Annotated in this window: 20 protein-coding genes; 11 read left to right on the plus strand and 9 right to left on the minus strand. The window is 42.9% G+C overall.

The window, feature by feature from the left end; translation table 11 throughout:
* Positions 1–94: 94 nt before the first annotated feature.
* The 5 genes from HMPREF1518_RS07960 to HMPREF1518_RS07985 all read right to left on the minus strand — a co-directional run bounded on the left by HMPREF1518_RS07960 (position 95) and on the right by HMPREF1518_RS07985 (position 5,683).
* Positions 95–1,081: a LacI family DNA-binding transcriptional regulator gene (locus HMPREF1518_RS07960; RefSeq protein ID WP_001145428.1), complete on the minus strand. Its 987-nt coding sequence runs from the start codon at positions 1,079–1,081 to the stop codon at positions 95–97.
* Positions 1,082–1,090: 9 nt separating this feature from the next.
* Positions 1,091–1,891, minus strand: a complete 801-nt coding sequence (locus HMPREF1518_RS07965) for a DUF1189 domain-containing protein (protein ID WP_000938245.1) — start codon at positions 1,889–1,891, stop codon at positions 1,091–1,093.
* Between the two features lie 262 nt (positions 1,892–2,153).
* Positions 2,154–2,996: a sugar ABC transporter permease gene (locus tag HMPREF1518_RS07975; protein WP_001065640.1), complete on the minus strand. Its 843-nt coding sequence runs from the start codon at positions 2,994–2,996 to the stop codon at positions 2,154–2,156.
* 1 nt (position 2,997) lies between these two features.
* Positions 2,998–4,290: a sugar ABC transporter permease gene (locus tag HMPREF1518_RS07980; protein WP_000414941.1), complete on the minus strand. Its 1,293-nt coding sequence runs from the start codon at positions 4,288–4,290 to the stop codon at positions 2,998–3,000.
* A 124-nt stretch (positions 4,291–4,414) separates the two neighbouring features.
* The gene (locus tag HMPREF1518_RS07985; RefSeq protein WP_033585428.1) at positions 4,415–5,683 is read right to left on the minus strand and encodes an extracellular solute-binding protein; all 1,269 of its coding nucleotides are present in this window, start codon (positions 5,681–5,683) and stop codon (positions 4,415–4,417) included.
* Between the two features lie 475 nt (positions 5,684–6,158).
* Here HMPREF1518_RS07985 and malQ point away from each other — a divergent pair, with 475 nt between their 5' ends.
* The 3 genes from malQ (at position 6,159) to HMPREF1518_RS11010 (ending at position 10,416) form a co-directional block, all read left to right on the plus strand.
* Entirely contained in the window at positions 6,159–7,676 is a 1,518-nt protein-coding gene (malQ, locus tag HMPREF1518_RS07990; RefSeq protein ID WP_033585430.1) for a 4-alpha-glucanotransferase, read from the plus strand.
* 24 nt (positions 7,677–7,700) lie between these two features.
* A complete protein-coding gene (glgP, locus tag HMPREF1518_RS07995) occupies positions 7,701–9,959 on the plus strand; it encodes a glycogen/starch/alpha-glucan family phosphorylase (RefSeq protein WP_033585432.1) in 2,259 nt (752 codons plus the stop codon).
* A 250-nt stretch (positions 9,960–10,209) separates the two neighbouring features.
* A complete protein-coding gene (locus HMPREF1518_RS11010) occupies positions 10,210–10,416 on the plus strand; it encodes a hypothetical protein (RefSeq protein ID WP_033585434.1) in 207 nt (68 codons plus the stop codon).
* 108 nt (positions 10,417–10,524) lie between these two features.
* On the opposite strand, the gene HMPREF1518_RS08005 is transcribed toward HMPREF1518_RS11010, so the two are convergent.
* Both HMPREF1518_RS08005 and tyrS read right to left on the minus strand, forming a co-directional pair.
* Positions 10,525–11,373 carry a putative RNA methyltransferase gene (locus HMPREF1518_RS08005; protein WP_001095500.1) on the minus strand — a complete coding sequence of 283 codons (849 nt, stop codon included), beginning with the start codon at positions 11,371–11,373 and terminating at the stop codon, positions 10,525–10,527.
* 54 nt (positions 11,374–11,427) lie between these two features.
* On the minus strand, positions 11,428–12,684 hold the full coding sequence (tyrS, locus tag HMPREF1518_RS08010) for a tyrosine--tRNA ligase (protein WP_000546907.1): 1,257 nt from the start codon (positions 12,682–12,684) through the stop codon (positions 11,428–11,430).
* Positions 12,685–12,824: 140 nt separating this feature from the next.
* On the opposite strand from tyrS, the gene pbp1b reads away from it, so the two are divergent.
* The 6 genes from pbp1b (at position 12,825) to HMPREF1518_RS08040 (ending at position 19,519) form a co-directional block, all read left to right on the plus strand.
* The gene (gene pbp1b / locus HMPREF1518_RS08015) at positions 12,825–15,332 is read left to right on the plus strand and encodes a penicillin-binding protein PBP1B (RefSeq protein WP_033585436.1); all 2,508 of its coding nucleotides are present in this window, start codon (positions 12,825–12,827) and stop codon (positions 15,330–15,332) included.
* 77 nt (positions 15,333–15,409) lie between these two features.
* The gene (locus HMPREF1518_RS08020; RefSeq protein WP_033585536.1) at positions 15,410–16,321 is read left to right on the plus strand and encodes a DMT family transporter; all 912 of its coding nucleotides are present in this window, start codon (positions 15,410–15,412) and stop codon (positions 16,319–16,321) included.
* Positions 16,322–16,405: 84 nt separating this feature from the next.
* A complete protein-coding gene (gene dapD, locus HMPREF1518_RS08025) occupies positions 16,406–17,104 on the plus strand; it encodes a 2,3,4,5-tetrahydropyridine-2,6-dicarboxylate N-acetyltransferase (RefSeq protein WP_033585438.1) in 699 nt (232 codons plus the stop codon).
* Between the two features lie 69 nt (positions 17,105–17,173).
* Positions 17,174–18,304 carry an N-acetyldiaminopimelate deacetylase gene (locus tag HMPREF1518_RS08030; protein WP_033585440.1) on the plus strand — a complete coding sequence of 377 codons (1,131 nt, stop codon included), beginning with the start codon at positions 17,174–17,176 and terminating at the stop codon, positions 18,302–18,304.
* Between the two features lie 11 nt (positions 18,305–18,315).
* Positions 18,316–18,855 carry a 5-formyltetrahydrofolate cyclo-ligase gene (locus HMPREF1518_RS08035; RefSeq protein ID WP_033585442.1) on the plus strand — a complete coding sequence of 180 codons (540 nt, stop codon included), beginning with the start codon at positions 18,316–18,318 and terminating at the stop codon, positions 18,853–18,855.
* On the plus strand, positions 18,839–19,519 hold the full coding sequence (locus tag HMPREF1518_RS08040) for a rhomboid family intramembrane serine protease (protein ID WP_033585443.1): 681 nt from the start codon (positions 18,839–18,841) through the stop codon (positions 19,517–19,519). The genes HMPREF1518_RS08035 and HMPREF1518_RS08040 overlap by 17 nt, the downstream gene beginning before the upstream one ends.
* A 121-nt stretch (positions 19,520–19,640) precedes the next feature.
* On the opposite strand, the gene galU is transcribed toward HMPREF1518_RS08040, so the two are convergent.
* Positions 19,641–20,540 (minus strand): UTP--glucose-1-phosphate uridylyltransferase GalU, encoded by a 900-nt coding sequence (gene galU / locus HMPREF1518_RS08045; protein WP_000811028.1) that lies wholly within the window; start codon positions 20,538–20,540, stop codon positions 19,641–19,643.
* 21 nt (positions 20,541–20,561) lie between these two features.
* The gene (locus HMPREF1518_RS08050; RefSeq protein WP_033585444.1) at positions 20,562–21,578 is read right to left on the minus strand and encodes an NAD(P)H-dependent glycerol-3-phosphate dehydrogenase; all 1,017 of its coding nucleotides are present in this window, start codon (positions 21,576–21,578) and stop codon (positions 20,562–20,564) included.
* Positions 21,579–21,784: 206 nt separating this feature from the next.
* Between HMPREF1518_RS08050 and HMPREF1518_RS08055 the strand changes: the two genes are divergently transcribed.
* Together HMPREF1518_RS08055 and HMPREF1518_RS08060 are read left to right on the plus strand one after the other, a co-directional pair.
* Positions 21,785–23,491, plus strand: a complete 1,707-nt coding sequence (locus HMPREF1518_RS08055; protein ID WP_007522653.1) for an ABC transporter ATP-binding protein — start codon at positions 21,785–21,787, stop codon at positions 23,489–23,491.
* Position 23,492: 1 nt separating this feature from the next.
* Positions 23,493–25,259, plus strand: a complete 1,767-nt coding sequence (locus HMPREF1518_RS08060; protein WP_033585445.1) for an ABC transporter ATP-binding protein — start codon at positions 23,493–23,495, stop codon at positions 25,257–25,259.
* Positions 25,260–25,363 lie beyond the last annotated feature (104 nt).

Genomic DNA, 25,363 nt, shown 5'->3' on the forward strand with positions numbered 1-25,363 from the left:
CTTTATCATCATAAGTTAATTTCATAATAAAAACACCCCAAAAGTTAGATTTTTTCTGTCTAACTTTTGGGGTGCAGTTCACTGGGGCTGGTCTTTATTTTTCGATAATTTTGTGTCCAATCAACTGGCGGTAACAAATCTGTTTATTGTTTTTAGCATCGTTGATGATCTGGAGAATGGTTTCAAAGGAAACGCGCCCGAGTTCCAGACTATTGATATCGACATAAGCTACGAGGTCAAGTCGAGGATTGACAGAGTCGAAACTCAAGACAGGAACAGTTAACTGATGCTTACTGATGTAGTCACAAACTCCTTCTGCTAGGAGACTATCGGTTGTGATGATAGCGTCAATCTGCGGATCGTGATTGAACAGAAGTTCACTGAATTGATAACCTTTTTCTTCTAGAAATTCGGTCGCAAAGTAGGTTAAGTTGGTATCAATCGGAAGTTGGTGTTGTTTGAGTGCGGACTCATAGCCAGTTAGACGATCTTGCGTTACGAAGAGTCGCTTTGTACCCCCGATGAAGGCAATTCGTTTGCATCCTTTTTTGATGAAATACTCTGTTGCATCAAAGCCAGCTTGTACATTGTCATTATCAACAAGAGGGATAAAGGGTGAAGTAGATTTTCCGAGAATTAGGAAAGGGAACTGCTCATCGGCTACTAGTTTGACCAGAGGGTCTTCTTCTTCAGCGTAGAGGAAAATCAAACCGTCAACACGCTTGCCATAAACCATCTGAGAAATCGCATTGAGACGTTCTTTCTCATCTTTTCCTGTTGCAATCTGAATAGCGTAGTGGTTTTCAGACGCGACTTGGGCAATCCCTCGTAGGACAGATGGGAAGAAAGGATTTTGGTAAAAGGCATCCGAGTCATCAGGAAGCACCAGGCCGATAACCTGAGTATAGCTACTTACCAAGCTACGAGCATTGAGGTTGGGATGGTAGTTGAGTTCCTTCATAGCCTTGCGAACTCGTTTTTTGGTTTCATCACTAATCGTTGATTTATTTTGAATGACGCGGGTAACAGTGGAAGGTGAGACACCTGCTGCCTTAGCCACATCTTTAATCGTCACGGGCATAAAAATCTCCTATTTATGATAATCTGGATCACGGAAATGTGTCTTGTAAAAAATAGTGACCAGATAAAGAACAAAAAGAATGTTTTGTACAGTGATAAGGGTTGACATATTTTGGCCAAAAAGTCCCAAAATAAGCGTAATCAGAGTGGGTAATCCTAAACAGTTCAAGATAAAATGGTAGCACTCTTTAAAGGTCCTAAATGAAAAGAGGCGTGATTTTTTGGTGATATAAAGGAGAAGACTAGCTCCAAGAGAGACAATGAAGAAATTCAATCCAAAGAGGAAGCTAGCACCAAGAACGAGAAAGAGACTGATATAGACCCGATTTTGTTGGTACCAATCTTTAGAAATGGCCTGGGTTAGATCTTCCTTACTCTGGAAACTCCCCGTTTGAATCGCGTGGTAGCGAATGCGAGTCAATTCCTTACTTTCCTTACTGATGACGAGTTCTTCCGTATCAAAATGAAGTTGTAGGTCCTTTGGCAATTCTTTGCTTTGGCTTGGGCCAATCAAAAGAGAAGGCTGCCGATTCTTCGTACCTGAGTAGTTCAGCTTTCCATCAACGATTTGTGCATTCTCTGACAAGTCCATGATGGCTTCATCTGTCAGTGGAGTGTAGACATTATCGATAAAGGTATCCAGTGGATACGTTTCCTGTGAGCTGTTTTGAATGGCAATCGGAACCATAGACAAGCTGATGAGGAAAATGCTCGTAAAGAGAAGCTGAAACCAGTTGAGGCCGAAACGTTTTGATAGGGGCTTACGAAATCCCCAGATACTAGAGAAATACGAGAATGGATATGGAAGCATAGGCATCTTTCTAAAAGTGTTTTCTATATGAGTATTATTATATAGAGAAATGTGCTTTATTTCAAGTCTAGGAGATAAATTGCTTGTTGTTGCAAGAATATTATTTACAGTAACAATTTCTAATACTCAATGAAAATCAAAGAGCAAACTAGGAAGCTAGTAGCAGGTTGCTCAAAGCACAGCTTTGAGGTTGGAGATAAAGCTGACGTGGTTTGAAGAGATTTTCGAAGAGTATAAAATGAAAAAGGGTGGCGGGGATAAATTATCCCTTGTCGCCACCACTTGTAAGTCCTGAAACAAAGTTCTTTTGTAGGAAGAAGAAGAGAATACAGATTGGAAGGGCGATGAGGATAGCACCTGCTGAGAAGTAGGCGATCTTCATGTTTTTCACATTGCTAACGAAGGTCTGGAGACCAACGGCAACAGTAAAGTATTCTTTCTCACGAAGCAAGAAACTAGAGAGGATGTAATCCCCGAAAGGTCCCATGAAGGCCCAGAGGGCTTGTACAGCCACCATTGGGCGAACGAGCGGAAGGACAATTTGCCAGAAGCGACGGAAGTGTCCTGCACCATCTAGTTTTGCAGATTCGTCAAGAGACATTGGTACGGTATCGAAGTAACCTTTCATGAGCCAAGCATTCATCGGAATACCTCCACCGACGTAGAGGAAGATGAGGAACCAGCTATGGTTAAGGGCGTTCAACATAAGCGCCATAACGAAGAAGGCGGTCAATGCGGCCATGGTTGGCACCATTTGGATAATCAAGAAGAAGACCAAACTTTGTTTACGAGCCAAGAAGTTGTAACGGCTGTAGGCATAACCAGCAAGTACGATGATACTTGTTTGAACAGCCATTGTGATAAAGGCAATAATCAAAGTATTAAGGTACCAAGTGCCATACAAGGTTTCGGTGAAGAGCCCTTTAAAGTTATCAAAATTGAAGTCGATGTTAGTATCTAGTTTAAAGGCTGCGACGTTACCTGCTTTGAAGGCGGACATGATGGTGATCAAAAGTGGGTAGATGATCACGATTGATAGGCCAATCAAGTAGAGGTAAGTGAGGGTTTGAGTCAGTCTACGTTTGAGTTTGATTGAGTTATTCATCTTAGACGTCCTCCATATCAAATGCGTGTAGTTTCTTGAATGCGATCATAGAGATAGAGATGACAATGATTGAGATAATCAAGGTAACAGCTGCCGCCATAGAGTATTGAGGAGATGTACCTGTTGTCAAACGGTAAATCCATGAAATCAAGATATCAGTTGAACCGGCTCCGCCTCCGACAGTACCAGGACCTCCACCATTAAAGAGATACATGATAGAGAAGTTGTTAAAGTTGAAGGTGTATTGGCTAATCAATGTTGGAGCTGCAACAGCCAAGATCATTGGGAAAGTGATGTTACGGAATTTTTGCCAAGCATTAGCACCATCGATGTAAGCCGCTTCGTAGAGGTCGTTAGGAATAGACTGCAAGATACCCAAGGTCAAAACGTAGATGTATGGGAATCCTAGCCAGCCTTGCATCATAATCAAGGCAACCTTAGTCCATGTTGGATTTGTTTTCCAAGGGATAAGAGCTCCATCTAGGAAAGGAAGGACCTTAGACAAAAGAGGCAAGACTTGGGTGTTGATGGCACCGACACTATCATTAAACATGTTTGAGAATGTCAAGATAGTGATGAAGGCTGGAACAGCCCAAGGAAGAAGGAAAATAACACCGAAGATACGTTTTCCTTTGATAAATGGTTGGTTGGCAATGATTGCTGTAAAGATACCAATGACAATCTGCAAGGTAGAAGCAGCCAAGGCCCAAATAATGGTCCAAGAAAGAACAGAACCAAAGGCTGAACGGAAGGTGCTCAAGCTCCAGATGTTCGTAAAATTGGTCAAACCAACCCAGTCCAACAATTTGTTTGGTGGCAAGTGTTGGAAGTCATAGTTGGTAAAGGCAATCATCAAGGTTACGATAACAGGGAAGATAATCGCAAATGTCATCGCTACATATGATGGGATGATTAAAAGGTATGGGAATCCATTCTCATAAATTCCTTTAATCATGTCCTTGAAGGTACGAGCTACAGGAATACCGTTATTGATACGTTTAGCAGTCGTATGTGCATCTTTGATATTAAAGATATAAAAGAGTAAGTAAACGACAACAAAGATAGAATGGAAAGCACCACGAATCAGCATAAAAAGTGAATTATCACGACCAGGTTTGTCACCAAGTGTGATCAAATTGCTCAATTCAGGGCTTGCAAGTGTTAGAAAATACAGAACAAATAAAACAGTAACACCAAGGAAAATAAAACCTTTCGCTTTTTGTTTGTTATAAATTTGTCCTAAACCAGGAATGATTGACAGCAAGGCTGCTTTGCGAGGCTGTTGTTTTTCCATGATTACTCCTTTCATAGGATGCGAGATAAAACTCGGATTCAATCGTAAGATACGTGCGTATGATAATAAGCGTATCTATAAATTCAAAGGGGGATTTTGCTTCCACCCCCCTTGAACAAATCAATTATTCACCAAATTTTTGTTTGATTGTGTCCTTAATCAATGTTACAGCATCGTTAGCAGCTGTTTTCGCATCTTTCTTACCACTTACAGCTTCAAAGAGCATTGTTTTAGCTGGGTCCCAAACAGCTGACATTTGAGAGATGTTTGGCATTGGTTGAGCATTCTTGAACTGTTCAATCACGGCTGTGGTCAACTCATCTTTTTTGCCTTCAGCATAAGTACGAGCTTCAGTATTAGCTGGGATTTCGTTTGTTACATCGTAGAACGCTTTTTGTTGTTCAGTTGAAACTAGGAAGTCTACAAATTTTTGAGCGCCTTCAAGGTTCTTAGTGCTTGCTGGGATAACCCAAGCTTTACCACCACCAAATGTTTCATAGTTTTTACCGTTTGGAAGAGTTGGGATAGTCGCAACACCGTAGTTTACTTTAGCATCTTTGAATGCTTGAGCTTTCCAAGGACCATCGATGATAGCAGCAGTTTTACCTTCTTGGAATTGAGTTTGGATTAAGTTTGGAGCTCCTTCAGTATCTTGCATACCTTTAGGCCATTTTTCGTACCAAGATTTAGCATATTCGATACCTTTGATTGCTCCGTCGTTTGCAAGTCCGATATCTTTAGGATCTTTACCGTTTTGGCCAAATACATAACCGCCATTACCAGCAAGAAGTCCGTATGCGTAGTAGAAGTTTGTCCAGTCAGCTAGGAAGGCAGTAGTTTTGCCATCTTCACCAGCGAAAGCGTATTTGCTGTCTTTAGCAAGGTTTTCCAAATCAGCAAATGTTTTAGGAGCTTCTTTAAGCAAATCTTTGTTATAGTACAAAACGAGTGATTCGATGACAGCTGGAGCACCATAGACTTTACCACCAACAGTTACAAGTGATTTTGTTTTATCGTCTGTCTTTGCACCATCACTAAGAGTAACCTCTGAAAGTTGTCCGTCAGTACCAAGGCTACCTACACGGTCGTATGGAGCCATCATAACATCAGGAGCTTTACCAGATTGGTTGTCTAGAGAAAGGTTGTCAAGACCACCCATTTGGTCTCCTGTTTTGATAGTAACTTTTACGCCAGATTCTTTTTCATAAGCTTTTGCAGCTGATTCAGCAAAGGCTTTATATTGGTCTTCAACGTAGAAAGTGATTTCTTTCGCTTCTGAAGAGCTAGTATCAGCTGCTTTGTCAGCAGATTTGCTTCCGCAAGCTACCAAGAGCAAGCTAGCTAGAGTAGCAGTTCCGAGCACAGCAGCGCTCTTCATGAATTTAGATGACATAGTGTATTCCTCCTAAAGAATAACAGTTATAATTTATTCGGGAAACGCAAACGTTTTCCTTTATGAGCTTAGTATAACACAAATAGAAAACGGTTGCAAGGTTTTTTTGAAAAAATTTTAAAAAATTTTTAAGGTTTGGAAGTGGATATGATTACTTTTAATAGGAAGAAAATATCCTAAACACTGATTTTCTTATTTTGTGAAAACCAAGGGAAACGATTGCGTTAATTTAGCCCGATTTTCAGAAAATATAGCAGACGTTCGGAATGAATTATCTTAAATCAGAAAATCTTTAAAAATTTTTTCGCTTATTTCGTAAAATATCAGTGGGAATAAGTTTTAGTTAGATAAAAATAATTCAAAAAAATTTTTAAAAACGCTTGCATTTGTCTTTGAAATACGCTATACTTAATTCAACGCAAACGTTTGCGCCTTGATTGCGCAACGTTTTATAACAAACACATGAGGTGCTATTATGAAAAAACGTCAAAGTGGTGTGTTGATGCACATCTCTTCTCTACCAGGAGCATACGGGATTGGATCATTTGGTCAGACTGCCTATGATTTCGTCGATTTCTTGGTTCGTACGAAGCAACGTTACTGGCAAATCCTCCCTCTTGGGACAACAAGCTATGGAGATTCTCCATACCAATCATTCTCAGCCTTTGCTGGAAATACGCATTTTATCGACCTTGATATCTTGGTAGAGCAAGGCTTGTTGGAAGCTAGTGACCTTGAAGGTGTTGACTTTGGTAGCGATGCATCTGAAGTTGACTATGCGAAGATTTATTACGCACGTCGTCCACTTTTAGAAAAAGCAGTTAAACGCTTCTTGAAAGTGGGTGATGTCAAAGATTTTGAGAAGTTTGCTCAAGACAACCAATCATGGCTCGAACTCTTCGCAGAATATATGGCTATCAAAGAGCATTTTGACAATCTTGCTTGGACAGAATGGCCAGATGCAGACGCTCGTGCGCGTAAAGCTTCAGCACTTGAAAGCTACCGTGAGAAATTGGCAGACAAGTTGGTTTACCACCGTGTGACTCAATACTTCTTCTTCCAACAATGGTTGAAGTTGAAAGCCTACGCTAACGACAACCACATCGAGATTGTTGGAGATATGCCAATCTACGTAGCGGAAGATTCAAGCGACATGTGGGCAAATCCACATCTATTCAAGACAGATGCCACTGGTAAAGCGACTTGCATCGCAGGATGCCCACCAGATGAGTTTTCTGCCACTGGTCAGCTTTGGGGGAACCCAATCTATGACTGGGAAGCAATGGATAAAGATGGTTACAAATGGTGGATTGAACGCTTGCGCGAAAGCTTCAAGATCTACGATATCGTTCGTATCGACCACTTCCGCGGTTTCGAATCTTACTGGGAAATTCCTGCTGGTTCCGATACAGCAGCACCTGGTAAATGGGTGAAAGGTCCAGGCTACAAGCTTTTTGCAGCCGTTAAGGAAGAGCTTGGTGAGCTAAACATCATCGCAGAAGATCTTGGTTTCATGACAGATGAAGTCATCGAGTTGCGTGAACGCACTGGCTTCCCAGGAATGAAGATTCTTCAATTCGCCTTCAATCCAGAAGACGAAAGTATTGATAGCCCACACTTGGCACCTGCCAACTCTGTTATGTATACAGGAACACACGATAACAATACGGTTCTTGGTTGGTACCGTAATGAAATCGACGATCCAACTCGTGAATACATGGCGCGCTACACGAACCGTAAAGAGTATGAAACAGTGCCACACGCAATGCTTCGCACAGTCTTTTCATCTGTTAGCTTCATGGCTATTGCCACTATGCAAGACTTGCTAGAACTAGATGAGTCAGCTCGTATGAACTTCCCATCTACTCTTGGTGGAAACTGGTCATGGCGTATGACAGCAGATCAACTCACACCAGCTGTTGAAGAAACTTTGCTTGACTTGACTACAATTTATCGCCGAATCAATGAAAATTTGGTAGAATTAAAGAAATAAGATATTATCAGGAGACACATAAACATGTTACCATTAAAAGAATTTGTACAAAAGCGTTACAATAAAACCATTGCAGAATGTAGCAATGAAGAGCTTTACCTTGCTCTTCTCAACTACAGCAAACTTGCTAGCAGTCAAAAACCAGTCAACACTGGTAAGAAAAAAGTTTACTACATCTCAGCTGAGTTCTTGATTGGTAAACTCTTGTCAAATAACTTGATCAACCTTGGCCTTTACGACGATGTGAAAAAAGAACTTGCAGCTGCAGGTAAAGACTTGATCGAAGTCGAAGAAGTAGAATTGGAACCATCACTTGGTAACGGTGGTTTGGGACGTTTGGCAGCCTGCTTTATCGACTCAATCGCTACACTTGGTTTGAATGGTGACGGTGTTGGTTTGAACTACCACTTTGGTCTTTTCCAACAAGTTCTTAAAAACAACCAACAAGAAACGATTCCTAACGCTTGGTTGACAGAGCAAAACTGGTTGGTACGCTCAAGCCGTAGCTACCAAGTGCCATTTGCACACTTCACATTGACATCTACTCTTTACGATATCGATGTACCTGGTTACAAGACAGCTACTAAAAACCGCTTGCGTTTGTTTGACTTGGATTCAGTTGATTCTTCTATCATCGAAGATGGTATCAACTTTGACAAGACAGATATCGCTCGCAACTTGACTCTCTTCCTTTACCCAGACGATAGCGACAAGCAAGGTGAATTGCTCCGTATCTTCCAACAATACTTCATGGTTTCAAACGGTGCGCAATTGATCATCGACGAAGCAATCGAAAAAGGAAGCAACTTGCATGACCTTGCGGACTACGCAGTTGTACAAATCAACGATACTCACCCATCAATGGTGATCCCTGAATTGATCCGTCTCTTGACTGCGCGTGGTATCGAACTTGATGAAGCAATCTCTATCGTTCGTAGCATGACTGCCTACACTAACCACACAATCCTTGCTGAAGCCCTTGAAAAATGGCCTCTTGAATTCTTGGAAGAAGTGGTTCCTCACTTGGTACCAATCATCAAAGAATTGGACCGCCGTGTGAAAGCAGAATACAAAGATCCAGCTGTTCAAATCATCGATGAGAGCGGACGTGTTCACATGGCTCACATGGATATCCACTATGGATACAGCGTTAACGGAGTTGCAGCTCTTCACACTGAGATCTTGAAGAACTCAGAGTTGAAAGCTTTCTACGACATCTACCCAGAAAAATTCAACAACAAAACAAACGGTATCACATTCCGTCGTTGGCTTATGCATGCCAACCCAAGACTGTCTCACTACTTGGATGAGATTATTGGCCGTGGTTGGCACCATGAAGCAGATGAGCTTGAAAAACTCTTGTCATACGAAGACAAGGCTGCTGTCAAAGAAAAATTGGAAAGCATCAAGGCTCACAACAAACGTAAATTGGCTCGTCACTTGAAAGATCACCAAGGTGTGGAAATCAATACAAACTCTATCTTTGATATCCAAATCAAACGTCTTCACGAGTACAAACGCCAACAAATGAACGCTTTGTATGTCATCCACAAATACCTTGATATCAAGGCTGGCAACATCCCTGCTCGTCCAATCACAGTCTTCTTTGGTGGTAAAGCAGCACCTGCCTACACAATTGCCCAAGACATCATTCACTTGATCCTTTGCTTGTCAGAAGTGATTGCAAACGACCCAGAAGTAGCTCCACACTTGCAAGTCGTCATGGTTGAAAACTATAACGTTACTGCAGCAAGCTTCCTCATCCCAGCATGTGACATCTCAGAACAAATCTCACTTGCTTCTAAAGAAGCTTCAGGTACTGGTAACATGAAATTCATGTTGAACGGAGCCTTGACTCTTGGTACTATGGACGGTGCTAACGTGGAAATCGCTGAGTTGGTTGGAGACGAAAACATCTATATCTTTGGTGAAGATTCAGAAACTGTTATCGACCTTTACGCAAAAGCAGCTTACAAATCAAGCGAATTCTACGCTCGTAAAGCTATCAAACCATTGGTTGACTTCATCGTGAGCGATGCTGTTCTTGCAGTAGGTAAGAAAGAACGCTTGGAACGTCTTTACAATGAATTGATCAACAAAGACTGGTTCATGACTCTCCTTGACTTGGAAGACTACATTAAAGTCAAAGAGCAAATGCTTGCTGATTACGAAGACCGCGACGCATGGTTGGATAAAGTCATCGTTAACATTGCCAAAGCAGGATTCTTCTCATCTGACCGTACAATCGCTCAGTACAACGAAGATATCTGGCACTTGAACTAAGATACAAAATTTATACTAATCACTTTGTAAAAAAAGCGAATTTCAATTGAAATTCGCTTTTTTGAATGATGTGGATTTTAGCCAATCAGGTCTAAAAAGAGATAAATCATAGATACGTTGAAGTTTTAGAAATACTGCTTTTTACTGTATTTCAGTCTCATGATTCTTCGTAGTTGATGACCTCGTATTTCTTGTATCCGCTTATAATTTGTATTATAATAGCATTGTGGTGAAGAAAGAAGGTGTTTTTATGTGGAAAAAATATTTTTCAAAATATAAATGGACTGATTTATTTTGGATACTATTTGTGGTTTTGTTATCACTCTCGATGGGGAATCGTACTCTTTTTCCACTTACCCATCAAGAAATCTCTTATCATGGGTGCTATTTGGGGATTACACTTGCCTCATTTCACTTATTATTCATTGATAAATTTGTTATTTCGAATCGAAAATAAATGGAGAGGTTAAAATTTTTTCCACTTTTCGGATAGACAGTTGAAAAATCGCGATTTAAACCCGCACCTCTTTTTGAGGTGCGGGTTTTGTCTTATTGAAAGATTTATTTACACTGCTTTCCCAACTAAAATCTCTGCTTCGATGGTAATCTCAGTCAACTGACTCCAGTCAATCTTGGTTTGGTCAACGTGAAAGAGGAGAGGCGTCATGGCAAGCAGGGCTTGGCGTTGCTCAGCCGAGATAGGTTTTGTTAAGGAAGCAATCTGACTAGATTGGATGCTGAAATGTTCCTGGAAATGTTCCTTGATATCTTGGTTGGAATAATCCTTCTTTGTCAGCTGGTCCTGCACCATTTGACGGATTTCCTTGAGGTGATTTTCAGTCGGGATGACCTTAATCAAGATACCATCTTTGGATAAAACGCGACGGAATTCCCCATAGTTGGCAGGTGAGAAGATATCAAGCAGGATATCCATGCTGGCGTCTTTTATAGGAAGGCGAGCCAGATCACCGACAAACCAGTTGACCGCCCAGTTGGGTTCGCTCTTGGCAGCGATTTGAACGGAATCTTTTGAAATATCAAAGGCGTAGAAAGTCTTGTCAGAGTGTGTTTCTTGGAGTTTACGAGAATAAAAACCTTCGCCACAGCCGATATCCAAGACTGTTTTTGCGGATGGTTTAGTGGCTAGTAAGTCGGAGACACCTTCTAAAATAGCCTGATAAAAACCAGCTTCAAGGATTTGCTGGCGGTTTTGGAAGTTTTCCTTGTCGTAGTTGGTAGATTGCTTGATTTGAGGTGCCAGATTGACATAGCCGAATTTTGCCAGGTCAAAAGAATGGTGATTGCTACACTTGAGACTGCTCTCTACTAAGGTCAGATTTTCTTGACAGATAGGACAGGCAAAGGCACTAGCAGAAGCAAAGCGCTGGAGTTTTGGTTTGAGGTTTGTATTCATAGTTTTAGTCTAGCAAAAAAAGGACTGGATGGCAAATGCCTCCAGTCTGCTCTCTTAGTATGTAAGGACGAAGTATTTTTTCTTACCGCGGCGGATAACAGTTAGTTCATTTTCTAACTTATCTGCATCACTCAAGACATAGTCAAGGTCTTGGATACGGTCGCCGTTGACGTAGATGGCTCCATTTTGAACATCTTCACGGGCCTGGCGTTTTGAGTTCACCACACCAGATGACACGAGGAGTTCCACGATATTATGGTTTTCGTCTGCTTGTACTTGGTAGTTTGGCACGCCACGAAGTCCTTGTTTGAGTTCTTTAACAGAAAGATTTTTGATGTTTCCAGCAAAGAGTTGCTCGGTGATGTTGAGGGCTTCCTTATAGGCTTCTTCGCCGTGAACAAGTGTAACGACTTCACGAGCCAAGACTTTCTGAGCCAAGCGTTCGTGTGGAGCCGCTTCAAACTGTTTGCGGATGTCTTCAATCTCGTCCAGTGACAAGAAGGTAAAGATCTTCAAGAAGCGAACAGCGTCAGCGTCCATGACGTTCATCCAGAATTGGTACATTTCGTATGGAGAAGTCTTTTCAGGGTTGAGCCAGACTGCGTTCCCTTCTGATTTACCAAATTTCTTACCAGTTGCGTCTGTGATGAGTGGAACAGTAATCACGTGACCAGTCTTGTCAGCCTTACGACGAAGCAATTCGGTACCTGCGGTCATATTTCCCCACTGGTCAGAACCACCGATTTGTAGCGTTACGTTGTGCTCTTGGTTAAGGACGTAGAAGTCATACCCTTGCATGATTTGGTAGGCAAACTCAGTGTAAGAAATCCCTGTTTCAATCCGTTTCTTCACAGACTCCTTGCTCATCATGTAGTTGACAGTGAAGTATTTTCCGACATCACGGAGGAAGTCAATGAAGCTGATGCTGCCAAACCAGTCGTAGTTGTTGACCATGACAGCTTTATTTTCCCCATTTTCAAAGTCAAGAAAACGAGAAAGTTGTCCTTGGATAGACTTGACCCAGCCCTCTACTGTGTCTTTTGTTTGGAGACTACGCTCAGCATCTTTGAAGGACGGATCTCCGATGAGACCTGTAGCACCGCCAACGAGCGCATAAGGTTTGTGACCTGCTAACTGCAAGCGACGACTGGTTAAGATTGCGACAAGGTGGCCTAGGTGAAGGCTGTCAGCAGTTGGATCATAGCCGGTATAATAAGAAACTTGACCTTCTTCTAGGGCTTTGCGCAAAGCTTCTTCATCAGTCGTTTGAAAAATCAAACCACGCTCTTTTAGCTCATCAAAAATGTGCATATGTCTTTTCTCCTTTTTAAAATATTGTTTCTACCTATTGTATCACAAACTTGGGCAATAGCCTAGTGGAATAGGGAAGAAAGTGGCTATTTTATTGAAAGTTTACCTTTTATGGTATAATAGAGAAAGTGAGGACATTCATGAAAGAAAGAATTAATGAATTAAAAACAAAAATACTGCATGTTTTCCAGCAGCTAACGCAACGAATTGCAAAATGGAAGAAAAGACTAGCAGAAAAACTAGCTGATAAGAAAACCGGTAAAAAGGGGACCTCTTCTGACAAAGTTGGAAGGGCAGGATCTAATTTTGCTAAGGTTTTGAGTGGGTTTAAAATAGTCTTTAATACTCTCTTTATCCTAGGTTTTATCGGTGGACTGTTTGGTGCTGGGGTGGCTATGGGTTATGGAGTCGCTCTATTTGACAAGGCCCAAGTACCTCAAGCAGAAGAGTTGGTCAAGCAAGTGAAGGATATTGCCTCTATCTCAGAAATCACTTATTCTGACGGCAGTACCATTGCCTCGATCGAGGGCGATTTGTTGCGCACTTCAGTCGCTTCAGATGCTATCTCAGACAACCTTAAGAAAGCTATCATTGCGACAGAAGACGAGCATTTCAATGAGCACAAGGGAGTCGTGCCTAAGGCCGTTATTCGTGCGACTTTGGGAACTTTTGTTGGTCTGGGGTCATCCAGTGGGGGTTCGACCTTGACTCAGCAGGTTATCAAGCAGCAAGTGGTGGGGGATGCTCCAACTCTAGCTCGTAAGGCCAAAGAAATCATTGATGCTCTAGCTTTAGAGCGGGCTATGGGTAAGGATGAGATTTTAACAACCTACCTTAATATTGCTCCTTTTGGACGCAATCACAAGGGTCAAAATATTGCAGGTGCCCAGCAGGCTGCAGAAGGGATTTTTGGGGTTAAGGCTTCGGATTTAACAGTCCCTCAAGCAGCTTTTATCGCAGGATTGCCACAGAGCCCAATCAGTTACTCCCCTTATGAATCTGACGGTAGTATGAAGAGCGAGGAGGATTTGGCTCTGGGGGTCAAACGGGCTAGAGATGTTCTCTATAATATGTACCGGACAGGGGCTCTAAGTCAGGAAGATTACGACAAGTACAAGGATTATGACTTTAAGAAAGACTTCCTACCATCTGGTAGTGTCAGTGGTACTTCGCGTGACTATCTCTACTTCGCAACCTTGGCAGAAGCTACTGATCGGATGTATGACTACCTGATTCAGAGAGATAATGTTTCTGTACAAGAGCAAAAGAATGAATCCATCCAGAAAGCTTATCGTGATTTAGCGACTAAGGAAATTGAAAATGGTGGATATAAGATTACGACAACTATCAATAAAAATGTTCATGCTGCGATGCAAAATGCGGTGGCAACCTACGGCTATCTGCTAGATGATTCGACAGGACAGCCTGAGGTGGGGAATGTCCTCATGGACAACCAAACAGGAGCTATTCTTGGATTTGTCGGTGGTCGCAATTATCAAAAAAATCAGAATAACCACGCTATCGACACAAAACGTTCTCCTGCTTCGACTACTAAGCCGATATTGGCTTACAGTATTGCCATCGACCAAGGTCTGATGGGAAGTGCAAGTATCTTATCAAACTATCCGACCAACTTTTCAAACGGCAATCCTATCATGTATGTCAATAGTCCTGGTACAGGGATGATGACGTTAGGGGAGGCCCTTAACTACTCATGGAATATCCCAGCCTACTGGACTTATCGTACACTTCGAGAGAAGGGTGTTGATGTTAAAGGCTATATGGAAAAAATGGGTTACGAAATCCCAGAATATGGTATTGAGAGTTTACCGATGGGCGGAGGAATTGACGTTACAGTTGCTCAGCATACTAACGGATATCAGACTTTGGCCAACAACGGAGTTTACCATAAGAAACATATGATTGCGAAGATCGAATCAACAGATGGTCGAGTGGTTTATGAACATAAAGATAAACCTGTCCAAGTTTACTCAAAAGCGACAGCGACCATCATGCAAAGCTTGCTTCGCGATGTTATCTCATCTCGGATTACTTCAAGTTTCCAGACGGACTTGACGACTATCAATCCATCCCTAGCTCGTGCTGACTGGATTGGAAAAACTGGTACGACCAATGAAGATGAAAATATGTGGCTCATGCTTTCTACACCTCGCTTGACTTTGGGTGGCTGGTTAGGTCACGACGACAACCGACCACTAGCCAAAGGAGCAGGTCACTACCGCAATGCCAACTATATGGCCCACTTGGTCAATGCCATTCAGCAAGCTGAACCTGGAATATGGGGGAATGAACGCTTTAATCTGGATCCAAGTGTGACCAAGTCACAAGTTCTCAAGTCGACAGGGGAGAAACCGGGCAAGGTTTCAATTAATGGCAAAGAAGTCAACGTTTCCGGTTCTACCGTAACAAGTTACTGGGCTACTAAAGAAGGGGCACCAGTAACCACCTATCGCTTTGCTATTGGAGGAAGCGATGCAGATTATCTGAACGCATGGAAGAATATTCTAGGAAGCATTCCAGCAGTGACTCCTCCAAGCTCAAGTTCAAGCAGTAGCTCTGGAAGTTCAAGTTCGAGTGGCAATACTCAAAGTGGTTCTTCAGGACGTTCACGTCTATTTAATCGTTAAGAAAGAGTAGTAGCAAGGTTAGTAATTTCTCCTTGTTGCTACTTTTTTCTTTGTTGGTTTCGTGTTACAATAATAATATGAATCATTATCAGAAAAAGATTGTTAAGGGAACAGTATACTCGCTACTCTCAGGCCTAATCTGGGGGATTTGTGGGATTTTAGGAGAGTATTTTTTCACTCATTATCCAGTGTCTTCTGGATGGATTACTTCTATGCGTTTACTAGTGGCAGGGAGTTTGGTTTTAGGTTTACCTGCTTTTCAGTTGCGTAGCCGCTTGTTGGACATCTGGCGTGATAAGAAAAATTATCTACCTTTTTTAGCCTATGCTATTCTAGGTATTTTTTCTGTGCAGTTTTTCTTTTATCTCTGCGTTGAGTATTCGAATGCGACGACGGCGACCATTTTGCAATTTATCAGCCCAGTTTTTATCCTGTTTTACAATCGAATCATCTATCAGAAGAAGGCTTCGACTACAGCAGTTTTCTATGTTTTGACTGCCATGCTAGGTGTTTTTTTGATGGCTACGAAAGGGGACTTGTCCCAGTTATCCATGACACCTTTGGCTCTAGTGACAGGGTTGCTCAGTGCAGTAGGGGTCATGTTTAATGTTATCCTACCCCAGCGTTTTGCACGGCGCTACGGATTTGTTCCGACTGTTGGTTGGGGGATGATTCTGGCAGGGCTCTTTAGTAATTTCCTCTACCCTATTTATCAGATAAGTTTTCAAGTGGATTTGGTAAGTGTGCTGATTTGTCTGACGATTGCCGTGTTTGGTACTGCTTTTGCCTTCTTCCTATCTATGAAGGCTGTGTCACTCGTTTCCCCGCTGGTTGTATCAGTGGTGAGTGCTAGCGAACCGCTCTCTTCAGCTTTATTAAGTGTTCTTTTTCTGGGATTGGTCATGGATGGTTTTTTGGCTTTAGCTATGGTGTTGATTATCGTTCCGATGATTTTCTTATCTGTAGAAGAAGCAAAACAAGCCAGGTAAAGATGATTATTTGATAGTTGAGGCTTCAAATTTGAGGCCTTTTTTGGTAGAATAGGTATCATTATAACGAACTAGGAGGCACCTATGACTGCTACAAAAATGAACGCTCAAGAAATTATCCAATTTATCGCCAATGCTGAAAAGAAAACCAGTGTCAAAGTAACCTTTGAAGGAGAACTTGCAACTGCTGTACCTAGCTCTGTTGTCAAACTAGGAAATGTTTTATTCGGAGACTGGAAGGACGTCGCTCCGCTTCTTGAAGGTTTGGTAGAAAATCAAGATTATGTTGTCGAGCAAGATGCTCGTAATTCTGCAGTTCCTTTGCTAGACAAACGTGCGATCAATGCTCGTATCGAGCCAGGTGCTATTATCCGTGACCAGGTTGAAATTGGTGACAATGCTGTTATCATGATGGGAGCTGTTATCAATATCGGTGCTGAAATCGGTGCTGGAACCATGATTGACATGGGTGCCATCCTTGGAGGTCGTGCTATCGTTGGGAAAAACAGCCACGTTGGTGCAGGAGCAGTTTTGGCGGGTGTGATTGAGCCAGCTAGCGCTGAACCAGTCCGTGTCGGAGACAATGTTCTTATCGGTGCCAATGCAGTGGTTATCGAAGGAGTTCAAATCGGCAGTGGTTCAGTTGTTGCAGCAGGAGCTATCGTTACCCAAGATGTTCCAGAAAATGTGGTAGTAGCAGGTGTTCCGGCTCGTATCATCAAAGAAATTGATACCCAAACCCAACAAAAAACAGCGCTAGAGGATGCGCTTCGTACCTTGTAATTGTAAAAGTAAAAAAGAGGCGGAACCCTTTTTCCAGCCTCTTTCTTCTATCAAAAGGAGGATCTATAGATGTTAGATTTGATTCAGACTAGACGAGATTTACACCAGATTCCAGAGATTGGCTTGGAGGAATTCAAGACTCAGGCTTATTTGCTGGATGTGATTGAAAAATTGACTACGGGCAAGGATTTTGTTCAAATTCGTACTTGGCGGACAGGTATTCTGGTTTATTTGCAGGGAAGTCAGCCGGAACGCACCATTGGTTGGCGAACAGACATTGATGGCCTGCCTATCGTCGAACAAACAGGTCTATCTTTTGCCTCTCAGCACCAAGGTCGCATGCATGCTTGTGGCCATGATTTTCATATGACCATTGCCTTAGGATGCCTCGAACGCGCCCTTGAGGAGCAACCCAAGAATAATTTGCTCTTCCTATTTCAGCCTGCTGAAGAAAATGAAGCCGGTGGGATGCTTATGTATGAGGATGGTGCTTTTGGAAATTGGTTGCCAGACCAATTTTATGGTCTCCATGTTCGTCCGGATCTGAAGGTTGGACAGATTGCGACCAATACACACACTCTCTTTGCAGGGACCTGTGAGGTGAAGATTCGTTTCAAAGGAAAAGGAGGGCATGCAGCTTTTCCGCATGAAGCCAATGACGCCTTGGTGGCTGCTAGTTACTTTGTAACCCAAGTACAGTCAGTTGTCAGCCGCAATGTCAACCCAATCGAGGGAGCGGTGGTGACCTTTGGCCTTTTCCAAGCTGGAACAACCAACAATGTCATTACAGACACAGCATTTTTACACGGAACCATTCGCGCTTTGACTCAAGACATGAGCCTCTTGGTGCAAAAAAGAGTCAAGACTGTCGCAGAAGGGGTTGCAGCAGCCTTTGATATGGAAGTCGAAGTAGAACTCAAGCAAGGAGGCTACCTACCTGTTGAGAACAATCCAGCCTTGGCGCGTGAACTGATGGACTTTTTTGAAGAGAAAGACGGAATCGAGTTGATTGATATCGAGCCTGCTATGACTGGTGAGGACTTTGGCTATCTCCTTTCGAAGGTAGATGGCGTTATGTTCTGGCTAGGTATCGATAGTCCCTACGCCCTTCATCACCCTCAGATGAGTCCTGAGGAAGAAGCCATAGCCATTGGGGTAGATGTAGTCTCTAGTTTCTTAAAAAAGAAGGCAGCAGAGTAGAGGAATTATCTATGAAAGCAGAACTACGTAAACAAGTCTTACACGAAATGAAGGCTTTATCTCAGGAGCAAAAACAGGCTATGGATCGAGCTTTAACTGAGCGTTTCTTACAACATCCCTTTTACCAAGAAGCTAAGGTCATCGCAACCTATCTCTCCTTCCCTCATGAATTTCAAACGCAAGAACTAATCAAGCGGATGCTGAAGGACGGCAAAAAGGTTCTGATACCCAAAACCTATCCCAAGGGGCGCATGGAATTTGTGGTATATGATCCGAAGCAGTTGGCAAAAACTTCCTTTGGTTTACTGGAACCGCAAGGAGACTTGGAAGTGGTGGAACCGTCTCAGATTGATTTAATTCATGTTCCTGGTTTGGCTTTTACAACTGAGGGCTATCGGATTGGATATGGTGGAGGATACTACGACCGCTATCTGGAGCATTTTGCTGGGCATACAATGAGTACAATCTATCCTTGTCAAGTTCAGGAGTTTAACTTGGAAAACCATGATATTCCCGTACAGGAGGTGCTAACCTATGAAGGAAATCTTTGATAAACGTTATCCTGTGACTAGCTTCTTCCTCCTAGTAACAGCATTGGTCTTTCTCTTGATGTTGGTTCTTACAGGTTTAAATTTTGAACGAGCAGATACCTTACTTCAGTTTGGAGCCATGTATGGACCGATCATTCGTTTGTTTCCCGAGCAGATATGGCGCCTTTTTTCGGCTATATTTGTACATATCGGTTGGGAACATTTCATTGTCAATATGATTTCACTCTACTTTCTTGGACGACAGGTGGAGGAGATTTTCGGTTCTAAGCAATTCTTCTTTCTCTATCTCTTATCAGGAATGATGGGCAATCTCTTTGTTTTTGCTTTCACGCCGAAAGTTGTAGCAGCAGGAGCGTCCACTTCTCTTTACGGACTATTTGCTGCGATTATCGTCTTGCGTTACGCAACTCGCAACCCCTATATCCAGCAGTTGGGGCAATCCTATCTGACACTTTTCGTGATAAATATCATTGGAAGTGTTCTGATTCCAGGAATCAGCCTAGCAGGGCATATTGGCGGTGCAGTAGGCGGTGCCTTTCTAGCAGTCATCTTCCCAGTCAAATGGGAGAGAAGGATGTACAGTACTAGCCAGCGAATCGGAGCAACTGTACTTTTTATCGCACTAGCCATTTTCCTTTGCTATAAGGGAATGAACTATGTGTAGGGGGGAATAGTTAAAAGCGAGCACCGATTCGGTTGCTAATAAGTCATCTGCAAAGATGGCTTTTTTTATTGCAAGCTTCAACAAAAAAACAAAGCCCTTATTTAAGAGCTTTGTTTTTCTTCTATTCCCCCTCAGCTAACTCTTTCCCAAGTTGGATGAGGTAGTCTTTCAAGTCGTCTTTAACTTGTGGGTGTTTGAGAGCGTAGTCGATGGATGTTTTCATAAAGCCAAACTTGTCCCCGACATCGTAACGAGCCCCCTTGAACTCACGAGCAAACACACGTTGTGTTTTATTGAGGGTATCGATTGCATCTGTCAGCTGAATTTCATTTCCTGCACCTGGAGCTTGGTTTTCGAGGATTTGGAAAATTTCAGGAGTGAGGAGGTAGCGTCCGATGATAGCAAGGTCGCTAGGAGCATCCTCTGGCGCAGGTTTTTCAACGAAGGTTTCAACGCTATAAAGGCCGTCTTTTCCTTCGCCTTGTGGAGCAATAACCCCGTAAGCAGAGACTTCGTCGTGAGGGACTGGCATAACAGCGATAGTAGACGCGTGGGTACGCTCGTAGTCATCCATGAGTTGTTTGGTAAGTGGAACAGCCTTTTCGTTCGTGATATCCATCAAGTCATCACCAAGCATAACGACAAAAGGTTCATTTCCGACGAAAGCTTTGGCTTGCAAGACAGCATCTCCGAGACCACGTGGATGTGTTTGACGGATAAAATGCAGGCGCATGCCAGTTGTTTCATCAACTAGCTTCAGAAGATCTGTTTTCCCTTTTTCTTTGAGGTTGTATTCCAATTCGAAGTTTGAGTCGAAGTGGTCCTCGATGGAACGTTTTGACTTACCCGTAACAACCAAGATATCTTCGATACCAGATTTGAGAGCTTCTTCAACGATAAACTGGATAGTGGGCTTGTCTACGATTGGCAACATTTCCTTGGCCAAGGCCTTAGTTGCTGGGAGGAAACGAGTTCCCAATCCAGCGGCAGGGATGACTGCTTTTCTGACTTTTTGTTTCATGATGTTCCTTTCTATAAGGGTCTATGACCATTCGTTTTCTGCTTTAAATTCATTGCTCATGATGTCAGTGATTGCTTCTTTGATATTGACACCTTCGTAGATCACTCGGTAAATAGCCTGTGTGATTGGCATGTAGACACCCAATTCCTGAGCTAGTTCGTAAGCTGCTCGAGTTGTTGAGATTCCTTCGATGACCATGCCCATGTTTGCTTCGATGTCTGCGAGGGATTCTCCACGACCGAGAGCATCACCAGCTCTCCAGTTACGAGAGTGGACAGATGTCCCCGTTACAATCAAATCTCCAACTCCAGAAAGACCGCTATAAGTCAGAGGATTAGCTCCCAGAGCGACCCCTAGACGGGTGATTTCAGCCAAGCCACGGGCAATGATAGCCGCCTTGGCATTGTCGCCAAATCCTAGACCATGTAGTGCTCCAGCGCCAACTGCGATAATGTTTTTGAGAGCACCAGCGGTTTCAACTCCGATAACATCCGTATTAGTATAGAGACGGAAGTAGTGATTGCTAAAGAGATTTTGGACGTACTGGGCCGTTTCAAGGTCTTTAGAGGCTGCAGTGATCAAAGTAATATCCCGCACAATAGTTTCCTCAGCATGGCTAGGTCCTGAAACAACGACGACTTCACTACGGAGATCGACTGGAATTTCCTCTTCAAGAATAGTTGATAGACGTTTGTGGCTATCTGGTTCCAATCCTTTGGAGGCATGCATGATGACAACCTTGTGATCAAGCACCTTTGCTACTTGTTGGGCAACCAGTCTCGTTACTTTTGTTGGGACCACAAATAAAACAGCATCCACATCCTTTAGTGTTTCTTCCAAGTCATGATAGGCTTTGATTTTTTCGTCGAGTAGGATATCTTTGAAGTAGCGTTTGTTTGTATGTTGGTTATTGATTTCATCAATTTGGTCAGAAATATTTCCCCAAATTCGAACCTCGTGTCCATTGTCGTTTAGGACCTGCGAAAGGGCAGTTCCCCAAGAACCAGGACCCAAGACAGCGATGGTTTGTTTCTTCATCTTTTCCTCCTTGTAAGAGTTCTTCCTTTCATTTTACCATAAAAAGCCTTTTCATGCATCACCTGTAGATGAAAGCGCACTAATTTATAATAAGGAGACTTCTTTGACAAGATGCCTCTTTTTTGCTAGAATAGCATCAATATGAACGAATGAGAAGGAGCTGACGCAGGATGTCGCTCCCTTTATCTATTTTATTAGGAGGAAATATGCTCATTAAAAAAATAAAAACCTATAAATGGCAGGCCTTGGCATCCTTAATGATGACAGGCTTGATGGTTGCGAGTTCGCTCTTGCAACCGCGCTATTTGCAAGAGGTGTTAGAGGCTTTGCTGGCCGGTCAAAATGAGGCTATTTATAGTATTGGCGCTTGGCTGATAGGAGTAGCCCTAGTCGGTCTGGTTGCAGGTGGGGTCAATGTAACACTTGCAGCCTACATTGCTCAAGGAGTGTCTTCGGACCTTCGTGAAGACGCTTTTCGCAAGATCCAGACTTTTTCTTATGCCAATATCGAGCAATTCAATGCGGGGAACCTTGTCGTCCGTATGACCAATGATATCAACCAAATTCAGAACGTGGTGATGATGGCTTTTCAAATTCTCTTCCGTCTCCCTCTTCTCTTTATCGGTTCCTTTATCTTGGCGGTTCACACTCTTCCGTCACTTTGGTGGGTGATTGTCCTCATGGTGCTCCTAATCTTTGCACTAACTGCTATCATGATGGGAATGATGGGGCCACGATTTGCTAAGTTTCAAACCCTTCTTGAACGGATCAATGCTATCGCCAAGGAAAATCTACGTGGTGTGCGCGTAGTCAAATCCTTTGTACAAGAAAAAGCACAATTTACCAAATTTACCGAGGTTTCAGATGAACTTCTCGGCCAAAATCTTTATATCGGTTATGCCTTCTCAGTTATAGAACCCGTTATGATGCTAGTCGGCTATGGAGCGGTCTTCCTCTCTATCTGGTTGGTGGCAGGCATGGCTCAGTCAGATCCGTCTGTAGTGGGCTCGATTGCTTCCTTTATCAACTATCTCAGCCAGATTATCTTTACCATCATTATGGTTGGATTTTTAGGAAATTCTGTCAGCCGTGCCATGATTTCCTTACGTCGTATTCGCGAAATTCTAGATACCGAGCCAGCGATGACCTTTAAAGATCTTCCAGATGAAGAGTTAGAAGGAAGTCTCTCTTTTGAAAATGTGACCTTCACCTATCCTAATGATGATGAGCCTATGCTGAAGAATGTAACCTTTGAAATTGCGCCTGGTCAGATGGTCGGTGTGGTTGGGGCTACTGGAGCAGGGAAGTCCACCCTAGCTCAGTTAATTCCACGACTTTTTGATCCACAGGAGGGATCTATCAAGATTGGTGGCAAGGATATTCGAGACGTCAGCGAGGGAACCTTACGTAAAACAGTTTCCATTGTCTTGCAACGTGCTATTCTCTTTAGCGGAACCATTGCAGATAATCTTCGTCAAGGGAAAGGCAATGCCAGCGTGTCAGAAATGGAACGTGCAGCACGGATTGCCCAAGCCAGTGAATTTATCGGGCGCATGGAAAACAAATTTGAGAGTCAGGTCGAAGAACGAGGCACCAATTTTTCTGGTGGACAAAAACAACGGATGTCCATTGCCCGTGGGATTGTCAGCAATCCCCGTATCCTGATTTTTGACGATTCGACTTCAGCCTTGGATGCTAAGTCAGAGAGACTCGTGCAGGAAGCTTTGAACAAAGACCTGAAAGGGACAACAACCATTATCATCGCTCAAAAGATCAGTTCAGTCGTCCATGCGGACAAGATTTTGGTCTTGGATCAAGGGCGTTTGATTGGAGAAGGACGGCATGCAGATTTGGTAGCTAACAATGCCGTCTACCGCGAAATCTACGAAACACAAAAGGGAAAGGAGGAATAAAATGAAAACCGTTCGATTTTTCTGGAATTATTTTAAAGTTTACAAGTTCTCCTTTGTCATTGTGATTCTGATGGTTGCAGTTGCGACGATTGCCCAATCCCTCTTTCCTGTTTTTTCAGGTCAAGCAGTAACAGAGCTCGCTAACCTAGTGCTGGCTTATCAAAATGGAACTTCCGAACTAGCCTGGCAGAGTTTATCAGCTCTGATGCTGAATCTAGCTCTGGTTGTCCTTGCCTTAGTGGTATCCAGTTTGATTTACATGACCTTGATGACCCGTGTGATTGCTGAGTCAACAAATGAGATGCGTAAGGGCCTCTTTGGCAAACTGTCTCGTTTAACGGTTTCTTTCTTTGACCGCCATCAGGATGGTGACATCCTCTCTCGCTTTACGAGTGACTTGGATAACATCCTTCAAGCCTTCAATGAAAGCTTAGTTCAGGTTATGAGCAATATTGCTCTTTACATCGGTTTGATTTTTGTCATGTTTTCAAGAAATGTGACGCTATCCCTGATAACAGTAGCCAGCACCCCAGTGGCCTTTCTCATGTTGGTCTTCATTGTGAAAATGGCCCGTAAGTACACTAATCTCCAGCAAAAAGAGGTAGGGAAACTCAACGCCTACATGGACGAGAGTATTTCTGGACAGAAAGCTGTTATCGTACAAGGAATTCAAGATGACATCGTAGCAGGCTTTGTGGAGCAAAATGAGCGCGTGCGCAAGGCAACCTTTAAAGGGAGAATGTTCTCAGGCATCCTGTTTCCTGTTATGAATGGGATGAGCTTGGTCAATACGGCCATCGTTATTTTTGCAGGTTCTGCGGTCTTGCTGAATGATCCAAGTATCGAAACAACGACAGCCCTAGGTTTGATCGTTATGTTTACCCAATTTTCTCAGCAGTACTACCAGCCGATTATCCAGGTGGCTGCGAGTTGGGGGAGTCTCCAGTTGGCCTTTACTGGGGCGGATCGTATCCAAGAAATGTTTGATGCAGAAGAAGAGATTCGCCCACAAAATGCGCCTGCCTTTACGGAATTGCGAGAAGGTGTTGAAATCAGTCACATTGATTTCTCTTATGTGCCAGACAAGCCGATTTTAAAAGATGTTAGCATTTCAGCTCCTAAGGGGCAGATGATAGCAGTTGTTGGTCCGACTGGTTCAGGGAAAACGACCATCATGAACCTCATCAATCGTTTCTACGATGTGGATGCAGGCAGGATTTGCTTTGATGGCAAAGACATCCGTGACTACGACTTGGACAGCCTGCGGAGCAAGGTCGGGATTGTCCTGCAGGATTCGGTCTTGTTTAGTGGAACGATCCGAGACAATATCCGTTTTGGTGTGCCAGATGCCAGTCAGGAAATGGTCGAAGCAGCTGCCAAGGCAACTCATATTCATGACTATATCGAAAGCTTGCCTGATAAGTATGATACCCTTATTGATGATGAGCAAAATATCTTCTCGACTGGTCAGAAACAATTGATTTCCATCGCTCGGACCTTGATGACAGATCCTCAAGTCCTAATTTTAGATGAAGCTACTTCCAATGTCGATACCGTAACAGAAAGCAAGATTCAACATGCCATGGAGGCAGTTGTAGCAGGACGAACCAGTTTTGTCATTGCCCATCGTCTCAAGACCATCCTCAATGCCGATCAGATTATTGTCCTCAAAGATGGAGAGGTTATTGAACGTGGAAATCATCACGAGTTGCTCAAACTCGGTGGCTTCTACTCAGAACTCTATCACAATCAATTTGTCTTCGAATAAGAAAGAAGTTGTCCTCGTTGGGCAGCTTTTTCTTGTCCATAAAAAATACTTATCACGGTCTTTAAAAAAACATATTAGACAGGAAAGGGGTGGAGTGATAAGAT

The organism is Streptococcus sp. SR1, assembly GCF_000526075.1.
In the GTDB taxonomy this organism is placed as follows: domain Bacteria; phylum Bacillota; class Bacilli; order Lactobacillales; family Streptococcaceae; genus Streptococcus; species Streptococcus halitosis.